Origin of the sequence: Streptomyces sp. NPDC057654 (genome assembly GCF_042800135.1) — a bacterium.
GTDB lineage: Bacteria > Actinomycetota > Actinomycetes > Streptomycetales > Streptomycetaceae > Streptomyces.
The window spans coordinates 1-13,351 of the sequence record NZ_JBHVHQ010000145.1 but is presented as its reverse complement, the minus strand read 5'-3'; the positions used below and the strand labels follow the sequence as shown (position 1 = coordinate 13,351).

The 13,351-nt window shown below is 67.8% G+C and carries 18 protein-coding genes and 1 pseudogene; 18 read left to right on the top strand and 1 reads right to left on the bottom strand.

Annotation, left to right across the window (positions count from 1 at the left end; translation table 11 throughout):
• The 12 genes and pseudogenes from ACFU99_RS14300 to ACFU99_RS14245 form a co-directional block, all read left to right on the top strand.
• Positions 1–446 (top strand): annotated as a pseudogene (locus tag ACFU99_RS14300) (hypothetical protein); the annotation flags it as partial.
• A gap of 64 nt (positions 447–510) precedes the next feature.
• Positions 511–1,035 carry a hypothetical protein gene (locus ACFU99_RS14295; RefSeq protein ID WP_384390730.1) on the top strand — a complete coding sequence of 175 codons (525 nt, stop codon included), beginning with the start codon at positions 511–513 and terminating at the stop codon, positions 1,033–1,035.
• A gap of 413 nt (positions 1,036–1,448) precedes the next feature.
• Positions 1,449–1,718 carry a hypothetical protein gene (locus ACFU99_RS14290; RefSeq protein ID WP_384390727.1) on the top strand — a complete coding sequence of 90 codons (270 nt, stop codon included), beginning with the start codon at positions 1,449–1,451 and terminating at the stop codon, positions 1,716–1,718.
• Between the two features lie 265 nt (positions 1,719–1,983).
• Positions 1,984–2,235: a hypothetical protein gene (locus tag ACFU99_RS14285; RefSeq protein WP_384390724.1), complete on the top strand. Its 252-nt coding sequence runs from the start codon at positions 1,984–1,986 to the stop codon at positions 2,233–2,235.
• A 365-nt stretch (positions 2,236–2,600) separates the two neighbouring features.
• Entirely contained in the window at positions 2,601–3,038 is a 438-nt protein-coding gene (locus ACFU99_RS14280) for a hypothetical protein (RefSeq protein WP_384390721.1), read from the top strand.
• A gap of 444 nt (positions 3,039–3,482) precedes the next feature.
• Positions 3,483–3,908, top strand: a complete 426-nt coding sequence (locus tag ACFU99_RS14275) for a hypothetical protein (RefSeq protein WP_384390718.1) — start codon at positions 3,483–3,485, stop codon at positions 3,906–3,908.
• A 628-nt stretch (positions 3,909–4,536) separates the two neighbouring features.
• The gene (locus tag ACFU99_RS14270; protein WP_384390715.1) at positions 4,537–4,731 is read left to right on the top strand and encodes a hypothetical protein; all 195 of its coding nucleotides are present in this window, start codon (positions 4,537–4,539) and stop codon (positions 4,729–4,731) included.
• 31 nt (positions 4,732–4,762) lie between these two features.
• The gene (locus ACFU99_RS14265; RefSeq protein WP_384390713.1) at positions 4,763–5,044 is read left to right on the top strand and encodes a hypothetical protein; all 282 of its coding nucleotides are present in this window, start codon (positions 4,763–4,765) and stop codon (positions 5,042–5,044) included.
• Between the two features lie 81 nt (positions 5,045–5,125).
• Positions 5,126–5,890: a hypothetical protein gene (locus ACFU99_RS14260; RefSeq protein ID WP_384390710.1), complete on the top strand. Its 765-nt coding sequence runs from the start codon at positions 5,126–5,128 to the stop codon at positions 5,888–5,890.
• 94 nt (positions 5,891–5,984) lie between these two features.
• On the top strand, positions 5,985–7,076 hold the full coding sequence (locus ACFU99_RS14255) for a hypothetical protein (RefSeq protein WP_384390708.1): 1,092 nt from the start codon (positions 5,985–5,987) through the stop codon (positions 7,074–7,076).
• A gap of 203 nt (positions 7,077–7,279) precedes the next feature.
• The gene (locus ACFU99_RS14250) at positions 7,280–7,537 is read left to right on the top strand and encodes a hypothetical protein (protein ID WP_384390705.1); all 258 of its coding nucleotides are present in this window, start codon (positions 7,280–7,282) and stop codon (positions 7,535–7,537) included.
• A 51-nt stretch (positions 7,538–7,588) separates the two neighbouring features.
• Positions 7,589–8,113 carry a hypothetical protein gene (locus tag ACFU99_RS14245; protein WP_384390702.1) on the top strand — a complete coding sequence of 175 codons (525 nt, stop codon included), beginning with the start codon at positions 7,589–7,591 and terminating at the stop codon, positions 8,111–8,113.
• A gap of 252 nt (positions 8,114–8,365) precedes the next feature.
• On the opposite strand, the gene ACFU99_RS14240 is transcribed toward ACFU99_RS14245, so the two are convergent.
• Positions 8,366–8,542, bottom strand: a complete 177-nt coding sequence (locus tag ACFU99_RS14240) for a hypothetical protein (protein ID WP_384390700.1) — start codon at positions 8,540–8,542, stop codon at positions 8,366–8,368.
• A gap of 24 nt (positions 8,543–8,566) precedes the next feature.
• On the opposite strand from ACFU99_RS14240, the gene ACFU99_RS14235 reads away from it, so the two are divergent.
• The 6 genes from ACFU99_RS14235 to ACFU99_RS14210 form a co-directional block, all read left to right on the top strand.
• The gene (locus ACFU99_RS14235) at positions 8,567–9,193 is read left to right on the top strand and encodes a hypothetical protein (protein WP_384390697.1); all 627 of its coding nucleotides are present in this window, start codon (positions 8,567–8,569) and stop codon (positions 9,191–9,193) included.
• A gap of 508 nt (positions 9,194–9,701) precedes the next feature.
• Positions 9,702–9,974: a hypothetical protein gene (locus tag ACFU99_RS14230; RefSeq protein WP_384390694.1), complete on the top strand. Its 273-nt coding sequence runs from the start codon at positions 9,702–9,704 to the stop codon at positions 9,972–9,974.
• A gap of 3 nt (positions 9,975–9,977) precedes the next feature.
• On the top strand, positions 9,978–10,163 hold the full coding sequence (locus ACFU99_RS14225; protein ID WP_384390691.1) for a hypothetical protein: 186 nt from the start codon (positions 9,978–9,980) through the stop codon (positions 10,161–10,163).
• 551 nt (positions 10,164–10,714) lie between these two features.
• The gene (locus ACFU99_RS14220; protein WP_384390688.1) at positions 10,715–11,455 is read left to right on the top strand and encodes a DUF6221 family protein; all 741 of its coding nucleotides are present in this window, start codon (positions 10,715–10,717) and stop codon (positions 11,453–11,455) included.
• A gap of 518 nt (positions 11,456–11,973) precedes the next feature.
• A complete protein-coding gene (locus ACFU99_RS14215; protein ID WP_384390686.1) occupies positions 11,974–12,591 on the top strand; it encodes a hypothetical protein in 618 nt (205 codons plus the stop codon).
• A gap of 350 nt (positions 12,592–12,941) precedes the next feature.
• Positions 12,942–13,351, top strand: a 410-nt coding sequence (locus ACFU99_RS14210) for a hypothetical protein (RefSeq protein ID WP_384390683.1), incomplete at its 3' end; no start/stop codon positions are given.

Here is a 13,351-nt window from a genome sequence, read left to right as displayed (position 1 = left end):
GCTGGGGCCTTGCCCCCGATGCCTACGTTCCCCGGCCGGCTGACGACGACCAGCCCGCCGTCCCGGCGTACATCACCCGGGAAGCCGCCCGCCGCAGCGAGATACGGGCCCGCTGCACCGCGGGCATCCGCTGCACCCGCACCACCTGCCTGGCCTACGGCGCCGTATGGACCCACGACGGCACCGGCCAGGGGCCCTTCCTCTGCCCCGCCTGCATCCCCGCCGCGAACGCCGAACGCGCCGCACGCGGCTTCGCCCCCACCCTGAAGGCCGTACCCGGCGGCGTCCCCGCAAATGCCCGCTACAGCGTCACCCTCTACAACGGCACCGGGCCCGGCCGCCGGACGGTGACCTGCATGACCCCGCAGGAAGCACAGTTCACCGCCGAGACCGCCCGCCCCTTCAACAACACCGGATACACCATCCACGTCACGACCACTCCGTAGCCAGCCGCCCCATCCGCCAGTCCGCCGCGCCGGGCGGTCCCATCGAGAAAGGGGAGACAACACCATGGGACAGCTCATCTATCCCCGTTCCGCCGCTGCCATCGCCGCCAGGGCGCGCATGGCCTTGGGCGCCTATCGCGGCGTGCCGGGCCACGAAGCCGCCAACGAACTCGACCGCTGGCTCCACGACATGTGGTGCTACGGCTACTTCTCTCTCCGCAATGGCGGCAACACCGCCCTGTGGGAGTCGATCAACCACGAACTCTTCGACACCCAACGGCTCTTCAAACCCTCCACCACCCCCCAGCCCCAGCCCGCCCAAGCCGCCCACGCTGCCAGTCACGCCATCACTCGTTTCGAACACGCAACAGACACCACCCCCAGCACTGAATCCGACACCCTGCACACCCGCGCCGAAGTCGAGCAGGCCGCCTACGCCGCCGTCGACCGCCTCCGTCTCGACCACCGACACGACCGCCAGTTCATCGTCCAGGCATTCCTAGACTTCCTCGACGCCCCCGACAGTACATACCCGTCTACCGGCCACCACACCAACGACGACCAAGACGAGAACCGTTCGCGATCTTGATTTTCTGTGTGTCGGCCCGGCAGCAGAGGTGCGGCCTGCCCGGAAAACTCTGGGGCAGGCCGTCGCACGGTAATACCTCCCCCGTGAGCCCCCCTTGCGCGCTACAGCTTCGCTCCAGATGCCCGGCCCCTGACACTCCACCCGCCGTGCTCCGAAGCGCCGTTGCCACGCCCGTGCGCGGCATCCAGCGGCCACCGACCGACGGACCCCTGTCGGCCTGGGCCAGCCGGCCCCGCCCACCCCGCGCCCCACGCTTCGGCTGAGCCGCCCTTCGCAGCGGCCGCCATGTCCGGCTGGCCGGAGACCAGGGCCGATCGCCGGCCGGGGCGCCGGGACAGACGAGCGAGCCGGACCACTATCCGTGCCGTGGGATCGACTCCGACCGCCCGCCACCGACACGAATCGAGAACTTCATGCCGTACTTCACCCTGGTCATCGCCTCCACATTGCTGATAGGGGTGACCTCGCTCCTGGCCGTGGTCGTGTCCACATGGGCCGACCGTCTGCCTGCCGCCCCTCGCCACCTGGCCACGGCCCTCGTTGGCGGCTACACGCTCGCTGCTGTCCTGCTCGCTGTCCACAGCACCCTGCTCGTGGCCGCCGTAGTGCTGACCGCCGTCGTCGTCATTCTCGCTCTGACCGCAGGACCGCCCCGGGCATCCCGCCCTGCTCGCCGCCGCTGACCCGAAACTCCCCGATCGGCACCACTACCGCAGGGGCGAAGCCGACCTGGATGCCTTACAGAGGATGCCGTGGCTCGCAGCCGTCCCGCCGTCCGTCTCCCCCCGTCCCCGACCCGAACTGACCAACGTGAAGACGGCCCGCACCACGTGCCCGTCTTCGCCCCCGCCATTGCCGCCACCCGCCTCGCTCCGTGACGAGACAGCCTCGGCCACCTCCACTTCGACAAGCCACCACCACTTCAGTTGTCTGTAAAGGACGTCAAGCATGTGCACCCCTCTCGTTCAACCAACCGGCACCGACCACGAAGACTCCACCGACGGCACCTGCCGGGACGGGATGGGCTGGTACGAGGTCATCGTGGTCCGTTCCGAGCGGATCACCTTCACCCTGCGCGCCGACTCCGTCCAGGATGCGGAGGAGCGCTACCTCCTGGACGGCGAGGAGACGAGCAGTGAGTCCCTCGGCCAGCCTGACGTCGAATCCGTGAAGCAGTTGGAGGGACCGCCTCCCGCCTGACGCTTCACCCCGCACGCCCACCGCGGCCCGGCACTGCCCCCGGCTCATCCACCGCTACCGGCGTGGGGAGTGCACACAACCGTTCGTCCGCAGCAGTCGCGTCTTCCTCGACGCCGGGGGCCTCACCGCTCAAGGGGCGGACCCGTCGCTCGCTCTCGTGGTGGCCGGCCGGTGACTGGGGGAGGAGTTTCCACCTGTCGCTCCCTGGAACGGCACAGACGAAGCCGGACGACCCCGTTCACCGGAATCTCGCCCCCTGGAGGCATCACGTGTCTACGGCATGCGCCGCGAACTCGGCGAACTCGTTTGCTTGTATTCCGCGTCGCCTGTCCCAGCCAAACACTGACCAAGGAGAACAGACCACCATGAGTTTCCTCAGCCACATCGGCCTCATCGAGACCGAGGAGCAGGAGCAGGCCCGGCTGGCCCAGGCCCCCGAAGGCTCGCTGAACCACTGCTTGTCAACTCTGCCCGTGACCATCAAGGAATGGCCCAAAGACCTGCTCGTCGAACTGCCCTGGGAGCCGCCGCGCACTGACCAGGCCTACCGCGTCGTCGTAGTGCCGATCGAGTTCCGGGAGGACGCTCTGCCCCAGGACGTCGAGGAGGAGCCGCTGCCGCGCAGACTCCACTCCGGTTCCTGGACATGTGCCGTGGTGTTCTCCGACCACCCGAGCTACCCGGCCGGCGGTTTCCGCATCATCCTCCCGACTGCCGAGATCGTCCGAGGCCGGAAGGTCGACCTCGCCGAAGTCCTGGTACGGATATCATCCGAAACGTCCCTCCCCATGACCAAAGAGTAGGACGAGGTGATGCGGGCCGCCGACGGCACTCTTGTCGTGTATGTCGGCACGTCCCGCCCGAGGCCATGGGACGCAGCCCGGCTGCGGGCCCGGCCGCATTCTTCGCCAGCACTCCAGGGTTGGCCACCGCCACAACACCGCCCGTCCCACCGACCTGCCGAAGGTCTTGATCGCGGAATACGAACATTTCGTCGCTCCGGCCCGGCACCATTTCTTCCTTGAGCAGTGCGCCATCGAGATGGCAGCCTCCGCCGAACGGCTGCGCACCGCCTTCTTGGACCGCCTGTCGCTGATCCCTGGACACGGTTGCCGGCCTTTCCCGCCGGCAACAGCCCCGCGTTTGCGCCCCTCGTCGCCACGGAGACGGCGGGGAACCTTAAGACGTACGGTGCAATCCGAGACGAAACCCTAGGGGCGGCCGTTCAACGGTCCTATCCTGAAAGGATGAGCCGCATGAGCACCCGCCATGCCACCACAGCCGACCTCCCCGGCTGGAACATCGCTGATACTGTCCTTGACCTGAGCAAGCGCCCGACATCAAGCGGCTGGGTCTGGCTTGAAAACCCTGCGAAGCCGGGCGAACGAGCTCCGGTGCTGGGCCGCGACATCGACCACCGGCTGTTCGTAGCCAGCGACTGCGACTTTGTCGGACGCCCCCCGTCGACGAGCGCGGTCCAGGGAGGGTATATGGCGCTGCTGGTCGGAGTGGATGACGGAATTGCCCTGTGGCTACCGTCCAGGGCATATCACCACATCAAGCGCATCAATCCCGACGAGCCGGGAGAGCAGCCAGACGTTCCCCACTGGCTACCGATCCGCGAAGTGCTCGAAGGCATTCCGCCGGAGGAACGCGCAAACATGATTGATTAGTTGGACAGGTTGGCTGCGCACCTGACTCAGGCGGCCGCGACAGCAAGAGCGAGTGAAACAGTGATCAGTACGGCCCTGACCGCAGTCCGCCGATAGCGGAGCACAGTCCCTACGGCTCCCGCCACAGCAGCCGGCGCCAAACCCGCAACGAGCGCAGGTGTGCTAGCGGTATCAGCCAACGGGCGGGATTGGCAGGTACGTTGAAGCGCCGGCGGGGCCACAAGGCCCCGCTCAACCTCACTCCCGCCCAGGCGTCTTCAGTGAGCATCGGCTGACCGCCACCAGGCACCGGGCCCACTGCCATAAGACCACCGAGCGCAATTGGTCCAGTTTGCTAACGATTGCATCTCGCGGCACGTCATGCTGCGGGCCGATCCTGAACTGCTCGTCGCTCCACCGTTCACGCGGACAGAGCCGCATCCGAGCACCCACCACTCTGGCCGGCTCCCACTCGAACCGCGGCTGGACATGCACGTGCAAGAGCGGGTTCGTATTCCTCGGGATCTCCCGGTTGCCCCGTCGGGAAACCAGGTCCAGCCGTCGACAGACACGCTCGACCGCTTCGCCGAGTTGATTCGTGTCAGACAAGAACGGCAGCCGCTTTGCCTTCGACAGGTCAGATAGCCGTTTGGGGACACTCGACAACCTCGACGACACCAAGATCTACCTGGGCCAGGACTCCCGCACCGGCAAGAGCGTCTTCAAGACCGGCATGACCGAGCTGGACTACTGGCTGAGCGTCCGTGTCGCCGACGAGAGCGCGCCGGCCACCGTCGAGGCCAACCCCGCCCCGTTCAGGTCGGGCCGGTCGCACTCAACATGATCCCCCCTGCACACACGAGAGGACCTCCGGCATGGGCCAGCACGCCGCCCCCAGGATCACCCCCGCCCCCGAAATCCTTGCTCGCCTGGACCGCATCGTCGCCCAACGGCACATCACCGGCCCCGGCTTGTCCCATGCCGAGCACACCGCCGCCGCCCTGGTGATCGCCGACCACTACACCGACGACGGCACTCGCAAGACCGCGACCGGCCTCGACCGTGACGAACTCTTCTGGCGGTACCGGCTCGGCTCCACCTATGACCTGATCCCCGCCTACCGCACCGCACGCGGTCTGACCAGCCAGAACACCTGACACCCCACCCTCCACGACACCTCGTACCTGGGCAGGACGTCCATGACCACGGAACCCGAACCGACCCAAGGAGAACCCCGCATGTCCGCGTCCACCGCACGCCTCAGTCTGACCAAGACGCGCCCCGCGCACGACGGCCGCACCGGCACCATGCTCCGTGACGCGCTCCAAGCACTCGGGATCGCGCATCACGTGGAACAACCGTGGCACAGGCTGCCTACGGAGTACCTGGTGTGCAGCGTGCCGGGACGCGCACCGGTGTGGATCCACTGTATGGCCGACCCGTCCGCCCGTACCCCGGAGGGCCGCCGGTTCGCCGATCACTACGACCTGCCCACAACCGCACTGTCGGCTGTGGCTGCCATGGTCACCGACGACGAGTCAACCCGTCTCGTGTTCGACGGATTCAGCGACGAGCTCATGCCCACGACGAGCGCAGGCATACAGGTCGGGCAGTGTGCTGCCGCCGTCGCCGGCCACTTCGGGATGACGGTGCCGAAGCCGGAGCACACCTGTCTGCACTGCACACGCGCTGTCGAGTGGATCGAGGCCGACGGGCAGGGCGCCTGGCACGACTCGTCCAATCGGATCGGGTGCGGGGACGACGAGAGCCTGCACGCCCTGCACGCCCCTGAGCCGCAGTGCGGCTGGTGCGAGGACTACGGGCTGATCGAGATCTTCGACGACTCCACCGACGCCTTCAAGGGGCACATCGAGTGCGAGAACGCGCCGTGTGTCGCCCGGCGCATCATGCGCCGCGATCAAGCCGAGCGCGAGCGCCGGGCCGCGCAGGCGCAGGCCGCCGCGCATAAGTGCACAGGCCCCCTGTGCTGTCCCCCTTTCTAGCCCTCACGGCGCCCCGGCCCGCGCCGCACTCGTCGCAGGGTCGGGGCGCTCCGCACACACGCGACCACGGAAGTAACCCGAGAGGAAACCCAGCATGACCACGCAGGCCCGCAGCATCGTCCGAAATACCGTCGAACCCGAATACACCAGGTACACGCCGGCCAACGGCAGGAAGCCCGACGGCGCCGGCTTCGGGACTGACGGCTGGCTGTTCGCGCTGCCCGGCGAGACGCTCGGCGGAATCCGGTTCCCGCAGGCCCTGTACGCGGCCTTTCAGGTGAGCAAGCACGGTGCGCTGGTCTGGAGGGTGCGGGAGATGGGAGGCGAGAGCAGACAGGTCGGATCCGACAGCGAGACGCGTGAGGGCGTGCTCGCGCTCGTGGTGAACGCGGTTGCCCAGCAGAGAGAGAAGGCAGCCGCGCCGGCAACTCGTGTCCCGGGCGTCCGTGCGCGCGGTGCCGCGTGGCAGCCGTGCCGGCTGGAGCGGATACGTGCGGGCCAGCTCGCCGCCCTGCCGACCGTCGCGGAAATCCGGATGGCGTACCCGCTCGCCGGCGGGGGCGCCACGCTGCGGCTCATAACCGTCGAGGGTGGCACGGCCGAACAACGCCACACAATCGCGCTCATGGAACGGGGCGCGGCCGGCCGGGAGAACGACCCCGCCGGTATCCACCTGGGCACCATCACCGACGGTGCGAACACAGAAGGGCTGAAGACGGCCGCCGGATGGCATCTGATGCGGCTCGGCTTCGACTACGCGCGCGGAGCAGCCTGGGCGCCGTACACCGGCAGCGCGAGCAGCGAGGCGCAGCGGAAGGAGTGGGCGCCGTTGCTGCCCGAGGGGCATCGGTGGCCGCACACGATACGCGTCGCCATCACGGCGACGGCCGAACACCTCGCCTACATAGACCGCGCCTACGGTCCCTTGCCGGAACTGCCGGACCTTCCGGCCGGCGTGAGCGCGCGCCCGTCCGGCCCGTGTTCCTGGGAACTCTGTTATGCCGGCCGCCGGTTCTGGCAGCTCTCCTACCGGCCGCGTATGGGCGGCGACGTGTGGACCCTGTACGCCGACCCGACCCGTACCGATCCCCTCGCCAGGGCCGCGAGCCCCGGCGAACTCCTCGCCACCATCCCCTCCCGTGACGCCGAAGCGCAGGCCTGCGCGGCAGCCCGCAAAGACTCCTGACGCACAGTGCGGCCACGAGGACATGCCGCGCATCCCGGACCTCACCCGGAGTGCCGAGACCGCCCGAGGCCGCAAGACCGAGCTCGCCCGGGCTGGCCCAGGCCAGTCACCACGAGCTCGGTCTATCCGCCCCACCAGTCCCCGCAGGGACCGCGCCGTGCGGGGGCTTCTCATTCCCCCTTCAGAAGCAGAAAGCAGACGTCATGCCCACCATCAGCGAGGAGCAGAAGGCCGCCGCCGTGCACCGCCTCAGCAAAATGTCCGAGCAGCATCCCGAACTGAAGCACCGCCTGGCGGACGCCCGGCTCGAACTCGCGGCGGCGATCCTCGCCATGGACGCCGTCGAGGAACGCATACAGGTGGGGGAGAAGATCCACTCCTTCCAAGAGCAGTTCACCGTCGACGTGGCGGAGTCCGCCCATGCCGAGGCTCTGGCGGACCTCCTGCGGGGCGGGCAGTGAGCAGCACGCACTCACCCCGCCATCACCACCGGACCACCCATGGAGGCTCCGATGCCCGATACGCCCGCATACACGCCCCGCAGTATCTACATACTGGAACCACACGCTCATTATGCGACCGCCGAGAACGGATACATCCCGATCGAAGCCATCGCCGAGCGCGTCTACGGCAAGCCCTACAGCTCGCTGCGCGGATGCCAGCGGGACGGCGAACACATCGGCAATGACAGCGTAAAACTCTACGAGCTCACCTCCGACGAAGACTACCTGGAAGCACTCGACTATCTCGACGACGCCGAGATCTACCTGGGCCGGGACTCCCGCACCGGCAAGAGCGTCTTCAAGACCGGCATGACCAAGCTGGACTACTGGCTGAGCATCCGCGTCGCCGACAAAAACACGCCGGCCACCGTCGAGGCCAACCCGCCGGCGACACAAGACCTTGAAAACGCCGTGTTCGAGAAACGGTTCTTCGCCGACCGAGCCTTCTCGCCGTCGCTGAGGCTGGTCCTCGGCGACCTCATCCGCCGCGGCGAGCTGCCGCGCGGCGACTACCTGTTCCGGCACTGGTGGTGACCAAAGCGGCATGAAGGCCGAAGCCACGACTACGTTCCGGACAGCCGTGGCTTCGACGTCGCCGGGTACCTCCTGCGACCGAGCGAACGCACCGCCGCCTCCGACGAACTACCGCCGCTTACGCGACACCGGGCTCTGTCCCGCGACACCGGTCAGCCCTGTCGCTGCCCCGACTGCCGTCCGCTCGCCGTCCCGATGCCCGACTCGATCCGGCACCGCGGCGCCCAGAGACACCGGCCGCGCACCACCCTGTCAAAGCACCGCCTGCTGCCCGGCCTGCCAGATCGAGCCCGGTGTGCCCTGCCGCCGCGACGGACGGCCGTTCTGCAAGGGCGACGTCCACTCCCAGCGGGTGGCCCAAGCACGGGTGATGGCCACGTGAACCTCGTCGGCCCGCCCGACGAGACCGCCGTCGCCCCCTCTCGTCACGCCCAGAATGAGAGATCAGGCACCATGTACGACACCCACCCCTTACACCGACGCCGACGCCTGCGTGACTGGGCGATCTCGATTCCGATGGCTGCTGCCCTGGTCGCAGGCCTGTACCTCTGGCTCAACCACATCAAGGAGCAAAACGCCCAGGAACGCGCCGCCATGGCGAACACGAAGATCGTCTATGTCGCGGACCCGGTACAGAAGCTCGTCAGGCGCACCGACGGCTCCTACTACAAGGCGACCCCCGAGGCGGAGGCTCCGTACACCGGCACCTACGACTACACAGCCGTCGAAGACCACGACGTCGTCGTACCCGGAAACGTGTCGGTGAAAGAGCGGCACGAGCAGCCGCATCTCCTCTGGCACCACCTGACTTTCACCAACGACATCGAGGTCCGGATCATCGGTCCACACGAGGCAGACCGGACGCCGCGCGTCGAGCGGCTGCGCTGCACGGTCGAGCCCGTCGACGCGTCGAAACCGAGCTACACCGGCGACCCGCACGCCAGGAGTCGGCTGAAGATCGGGCCCCACGAAGAAGGCACGGGCGCAGGACGCCTGAGGGGTCTTTTCTCGAACCGCGGCCGGCAACTGTGCCAGGACCGGATCACGATCCTCGTGCCGGACGGCAGCCTCCAGCCATAACCGGCTGAGGCTCATTTCCGGGCGTCGTCAGGTGAAGTCCGCAGAGCCCCGTCGTCTGAGTCTGCTGCGCGTCAGGCGAGGGCTGTGCGCTTCTGCCTGATCAGCGAAGCTGATCCGGTCCGATCTGCGAAAGACCACGTCCACGCCAGGAGCACAGCCATGAGCCAGTCTCCCGAATCGGTCACCGCCGAACAGGACGGCGAAACAACTCCACAGAGGAAAAATCAGAACCGGGTAGGAGCGTCGAGAGGCGTACCGGGAATTGATCCGCAAACCCGGGCACAGCGGCGAAGCCCCGGGCGAGCACGGTGATGGAACCCTGCCGACCGAAACCTGCGCGGTCACCCTGGCCGAGTCGGGAGCAGCGAAAGCTGATATCCCCCCAGAAATATCCGGAAGGCAGACGGGCACAAGCGCCGGAGACGGGGAGAACCCGGCTCTTCCTGCATGACGAAGGCCGATTTGCCCTCTGCGGCCCAACAGAGACCGGGGGCGTGGAGGAAGAGACATGGACCACCTGAACAGCGCGGCCGGCAACCCCCTCCTGGACAAGGTCTACATGCCGCGGGGATCACTGCTGTACTTCGGCTTCAACAGCGGCGGCCCCGCCGGCGACCGCCAGAAGAACTACCTGCGCGCTCTGCTGCGACAGCACGCCGGAGATCCGACCGCCGAGGCGATCCGGACCTACATGAACGCACTCCGAGAAGACGACGAGGCTGTGATTTCCGTGAGCGACGTCTCCCCGGCGATCAGCTATCTGAAGAGTCTGGAGAAGTAACACATGACACTGCGCGACCCGCTGAGGGTGCACCGCCGCTGCAAAGGGACCGACAGCCTGCTGGAGCAGAACGAACGGCACCGTCTCGATGCCCTGTTCGGCTCGCTGGCCGCCGGCCGCGTCGACGACGTCGTCGACGCGCTCATGGGTTGCCGCAACTCTCATGTCATCAAGGTGAAGCCGCAATGACCGTCCCTGGATACCCCAAGCTGACGTCTCGCTGCACGTACGGCGATCACATGTTGCGTCAGAACACCCCCAGGGCTCCCTGGGCGGACGTATCCGGTGGCCGGGAGTGCCCGGACGCCCCCAACCCTGATGAGGGTCCGACGCCGCCGCACGAACCCGGCGCAGCCATTCTCTCCAAGCCTCAGCAGCCCAAGACCGTGAAACCGCGCACCGACCTCGAACCGCCCAATCCGCCTCTCATCCCCAGGCATCTCAGCGGAGCGGATGACAAGTCCCGTCCCATCTCCGGCGCGACGCCTCGCACGGGCAGGACCACCAACGATCAGGACGAAACCAGCGATCACCCCGACCGGCCTCGATGAGGTGGGCACGGGCGAACTCCACGCCTTGATGACTGAGACCGTTCGCGAGTTGCCCGAGGTGCACCCGGTACGCATGCTCTGGGAGCGGACAGGCGAGACCATCAGGGGCGGCGGCCCCGAATGCCTCGCGGCCCCGTGGGATGAGTACAGCGAGCCGGACGGCAGTCATGATCGGACGGAGAGCAAGCGATGAGCAACAACATCCTCGCCTGGACGAAGAACGCCATCGAACAGCGTGAACAGGCTGCCCGCGAAGCGTGCGACGACGGCGAGGGCCGTTGGCACAGCGGCTGGCGTTCAGAGAACAAACGCGAAGACGGCGAGACCGGCGGCGAGAGAATAGGTGACGAGCGTGACGAGCACGCCCTCTGTAACGAAGGAAGAAGGTCCTCCGAGGCCCAGTCCATTCACATCGCCCTGAACGACCCGGCCTCGGTGCTGCGCCGCTGCGCCGCCGACCGAAAGCTTCTGGAACTGCATGGTGACCGCTGCCACTCCTGCCCTGCGAAGGGTGCGACGGGCTACTGCGACGAGTGGACGGAGTTCGACTGCGGCGACGTGTGTCCCGTCGTCACCGCCGTCGGTGAGAGCTACGGCTGGGCCGAGAACGAAAAGACGACGAGCGCCCGCCCTGCGTGGCTCGCAAAGGTCACCAGCTTCGCATTTCGCCGCACCGTCACGCGGTCCCGCCAAGAAGCAGCCGAACATCACGTGTGCTTCACCGTCGTGGTGACGATCGGCGGCGAGACTGCCATCGGCCGCGAGGCCGAGGTGCAGATGCCGATCGCTGACGCCGAGCGGCTCGGACAGCAGATGCTCCGCATCGCGACGTACCAGCGCGAACAGATGACGGCCCGCCCCACCACAGACTCCCCGGACGCTGCCAGTGCGGGACAGGCCCCGCCCACTGAAGGAGATCAGACGGCATAGTCCGTACCGGGCGGGAAGCCCTGCTGCTCTTTGCCAGATGCCGAATCGCACAAGAACGTCCCGCATTCATGCAGTTCGTGTTCCGGGGGCCTCGCACCCGCTGCGCCGCAACGCCGACTTGAAGGGCCGGCCGCGTCCGCGCCGGCGGTGTACACACAGCAGGGCAACGGCCGCGGCACCGGCCAATGTCCATGCTCCCGCGGCAGTGTCCGCGCCGATGAAGCCCGACACCGGCGCCCACGGACATCGGCCGCACACCACCTCGACCGCGCCGTCAACGACCCCGCGCCCCCCACTGGCTCACCCGCGAAGAACGCGGCCTCGCCCGCCGCACGTTCCTCGTCCGGGGAGCCTACGCCGTCGACGTCGCCCCCCTGCACCGCGCACTGGTGACACACCCAGACCCGAACCGACCGGAAGGCCGCCTGATGCCCGCCTGTCCGCAACCGACCAAGTCCCGTTACGCCACTCGCACAGCGGCTGATACAGCAGCCCGCCGCGTCGCCCTGAGCATCGGCTTGTCCCTCAGCCCCTACGAATGCGTCTGCACCTGGTGGCACCTGAGCAAATCCGCCCCCGAACAGCCCGTGGACGTCTCCGCCGCGCAGGTCCGCGACATCGAGTACCTGGCGATCCTGCCGGACATCGACTTCCGGGAGGTTGTCGTCGCCGACAGCGCGGGTGACGGCGAGCTGAGCCAGCGCGCCGCGCTGCGCCACCCGCGCAACCAGGTCCGCTGGAGGAAGCATCTGGGACAACTCATCGCCAACGTCGAGGCGCAGCTGCACGAACGCCGCGGCGACCCGACGCTGGCAGCCCACGACTGGACCAGGCGGGCCAGTGCACACCGCGACACCCTGCAACTGCGGCTGACCGAGTGCAAGCGGCTGCGGGCCGCAAGCCACGCCGAGGAGATAGCCCGCAGCGATGCGTACCGCCGCGACGGGGAAGTCGCTGCCGCCGCAGGGGCCTCCGTGAAGGAACTCCGGGCGCTGGCCGGGAGAGCCGCCATCAGACGGCTGATCCTCTCGCACCAGGCGGAGTTCGACGCGTACCTGGCCGAGGAGTACGCGCACCTCGGCATCAGCCTGCCGGCCTGCATCGAGCGCCACCACCGTGAGCGGGGGACCGCCTGATGACCACCCCTCCAGCTCGCCGCACGTGAAGACCCCGCGTTCGCGCGGGATGACGACGGTTCGTCCGTCGTCGCCGTGCCCCGGTGGCACGGTGTGGAGCTTTACCGGATCGCCGAGGAGGCGGCTCGGTAGACGGAGCACATGGACTGCGACTGTGTTGCGGACGTAGGGCCCGCGCACGGTCGTCTGCGCTCCGGGATGACAGGGCGAGGCGAAGTCTCCCCGGGGCCGCGCTGCCCGGTGCGCGCCGTCAAAACCGCCAGGGTCACCCTCGAGACAGCCGGCGGCCACGAACATGCTGAACCCGTCGTCCTGCACGCCGGCGAGTCGACCGGCCGACGCGGATCCCGGTGACCGGCCAGATCGCCCGTGAGGCAGAGGCCGCAGCCGGGGAGCAGGACGACGCCTACGTCGCCGAGAAGATCTACATCATTATCGAGAAGGAGCACTGCCACGGACACCAGCACCAGCGGTTCAACGCGGCGCGACCGCGCCGCCCAGACGGGTACCCGGGTCCTGTTCACTCTCATGATCGCGACGAACGTGATCGTTCTTGTGCCGGCGGCAGCCTTCTGCGCCATGACCGGCCAGTACACGCCAATCATCGTCAGCATCGCCTTCAGCGGCGTGTGCTGGCGGGTCCTCCTGCGCATTTTTCGGGCTCTTGCCGAGAAGCGCCGTGCGAAGAAGACGCCCATGAGAGCGAACCAGAACTGAAGCCGCAGTCCAGACCCGATCGGAAAGAAGTGCAGCGCCATGG

What these genes read in the sequence shown, in the direction of transcription:
- ACFU99_RS14295 (WP_384390730.1), top strand. Translation starts at nt 511, where the DNA reads ATGGGACAGCTCATCTATCCCCGTTCCGCCGCTGCCATCGCCGCCAGG.
- ACFU99_RS14290 (WP_384390727.1), top strand. Translation starts at nt 1,449, where the DNA reads ATGCCGTACTTCACCCTGGTCATCGCCTCCACATTGCTGATAGGGGTG.
- ACFU99_RS14285 (WP_384390724.1), top strand. Translation starts at nt 1,984, where the DNA reads ATGTGCACCCCTCTCGTTCAACCAACCGGCACCGACCACGAAGACTCC.
- ACFU99_RS14280 (WP_384390721.1), top strand. Translation starts at nt 2,601, where the DNA reads ATGAGTTTCCTCAGCCACATCGGCCTCATCGAGACCGAGGAGCAGGAG.
- ACFU99_RS14275 (WP_384390718.1), top strand. Translation starts at nt 3,483, where the DNA reads ATGAGCCGCATGAGCACCCGCCATGCCACCACAGCCGACCTCCCCGGC.
- ACFU99_RS14265 (WP_384390713.1), top strand. Translation starts at nt 4,763, where the DNA reads ATGGGCCAGCACGCCGCCCCCAGGATCACCCCCGCCCCCGAAATCCTT.
- ACFU99_RS14260 (WP_384390710.1), top strand. Translation starts at nt 5,126, where the DNA reads ATGTCCGCGTCCACCGCACGCCTCAGTCTGACCAAGACGCGCCCCGCG.
- ACFU99_RS14255 (WP_384390708.1), top strand. Translation starts at nt 5,985, where the DNA reads ATGACCACGCAGGCCCGCAGCATCGTCCGAAATACCGTCGAACCCGAA.
- ACFU99_RS14250 (WP_384390705.1), top strand. Translation starts at nt 7,280, where the DNA reads ATGCCCACCATCAGCGAGGAGCAGAAGGCCGCCGCCGTGCACCGCCTC.
- ACFU99_RS14245 (WP_384390702.1), top strand. Translation starts at nt 7,589, where the DNA reads ATGCCCGATACGCCCGCATACACGCCCCGCAGTATCTACATACTGGAA.
- ACFU99_RS14235 (WP_384390697.1), top strand. Translation starts at nt 8,567, where the DNA reads ATGTACGACACCCACCCCTTACACCGACGCCGACGCCTGCGTGACTGG.
- ACFU99_RS14230 (WP_384390694.1), top strand. Translation starts at nt 9,702, where the DNA reads ATGGACCACCTGAACAGCGCGGCCGGCAACCCCCTCCTGGACAAGGTC.
- ACFU99_RS14225 (WP_384390691.1), top strand. Translation starts at nt 9,978, where the DNA reads ATGACACTGCGCGACCCGCTGAGGGTGCACCGCCGCTGCAAAGGGACC.
- ACFU99_RS14220 (WP_384390688.1), top strand. Translation starts at nt 10,715, where the DNA reads ATGAGCAACAACATCCTCGCCTGGACGAAGAACGCCATCGAACAGCGT.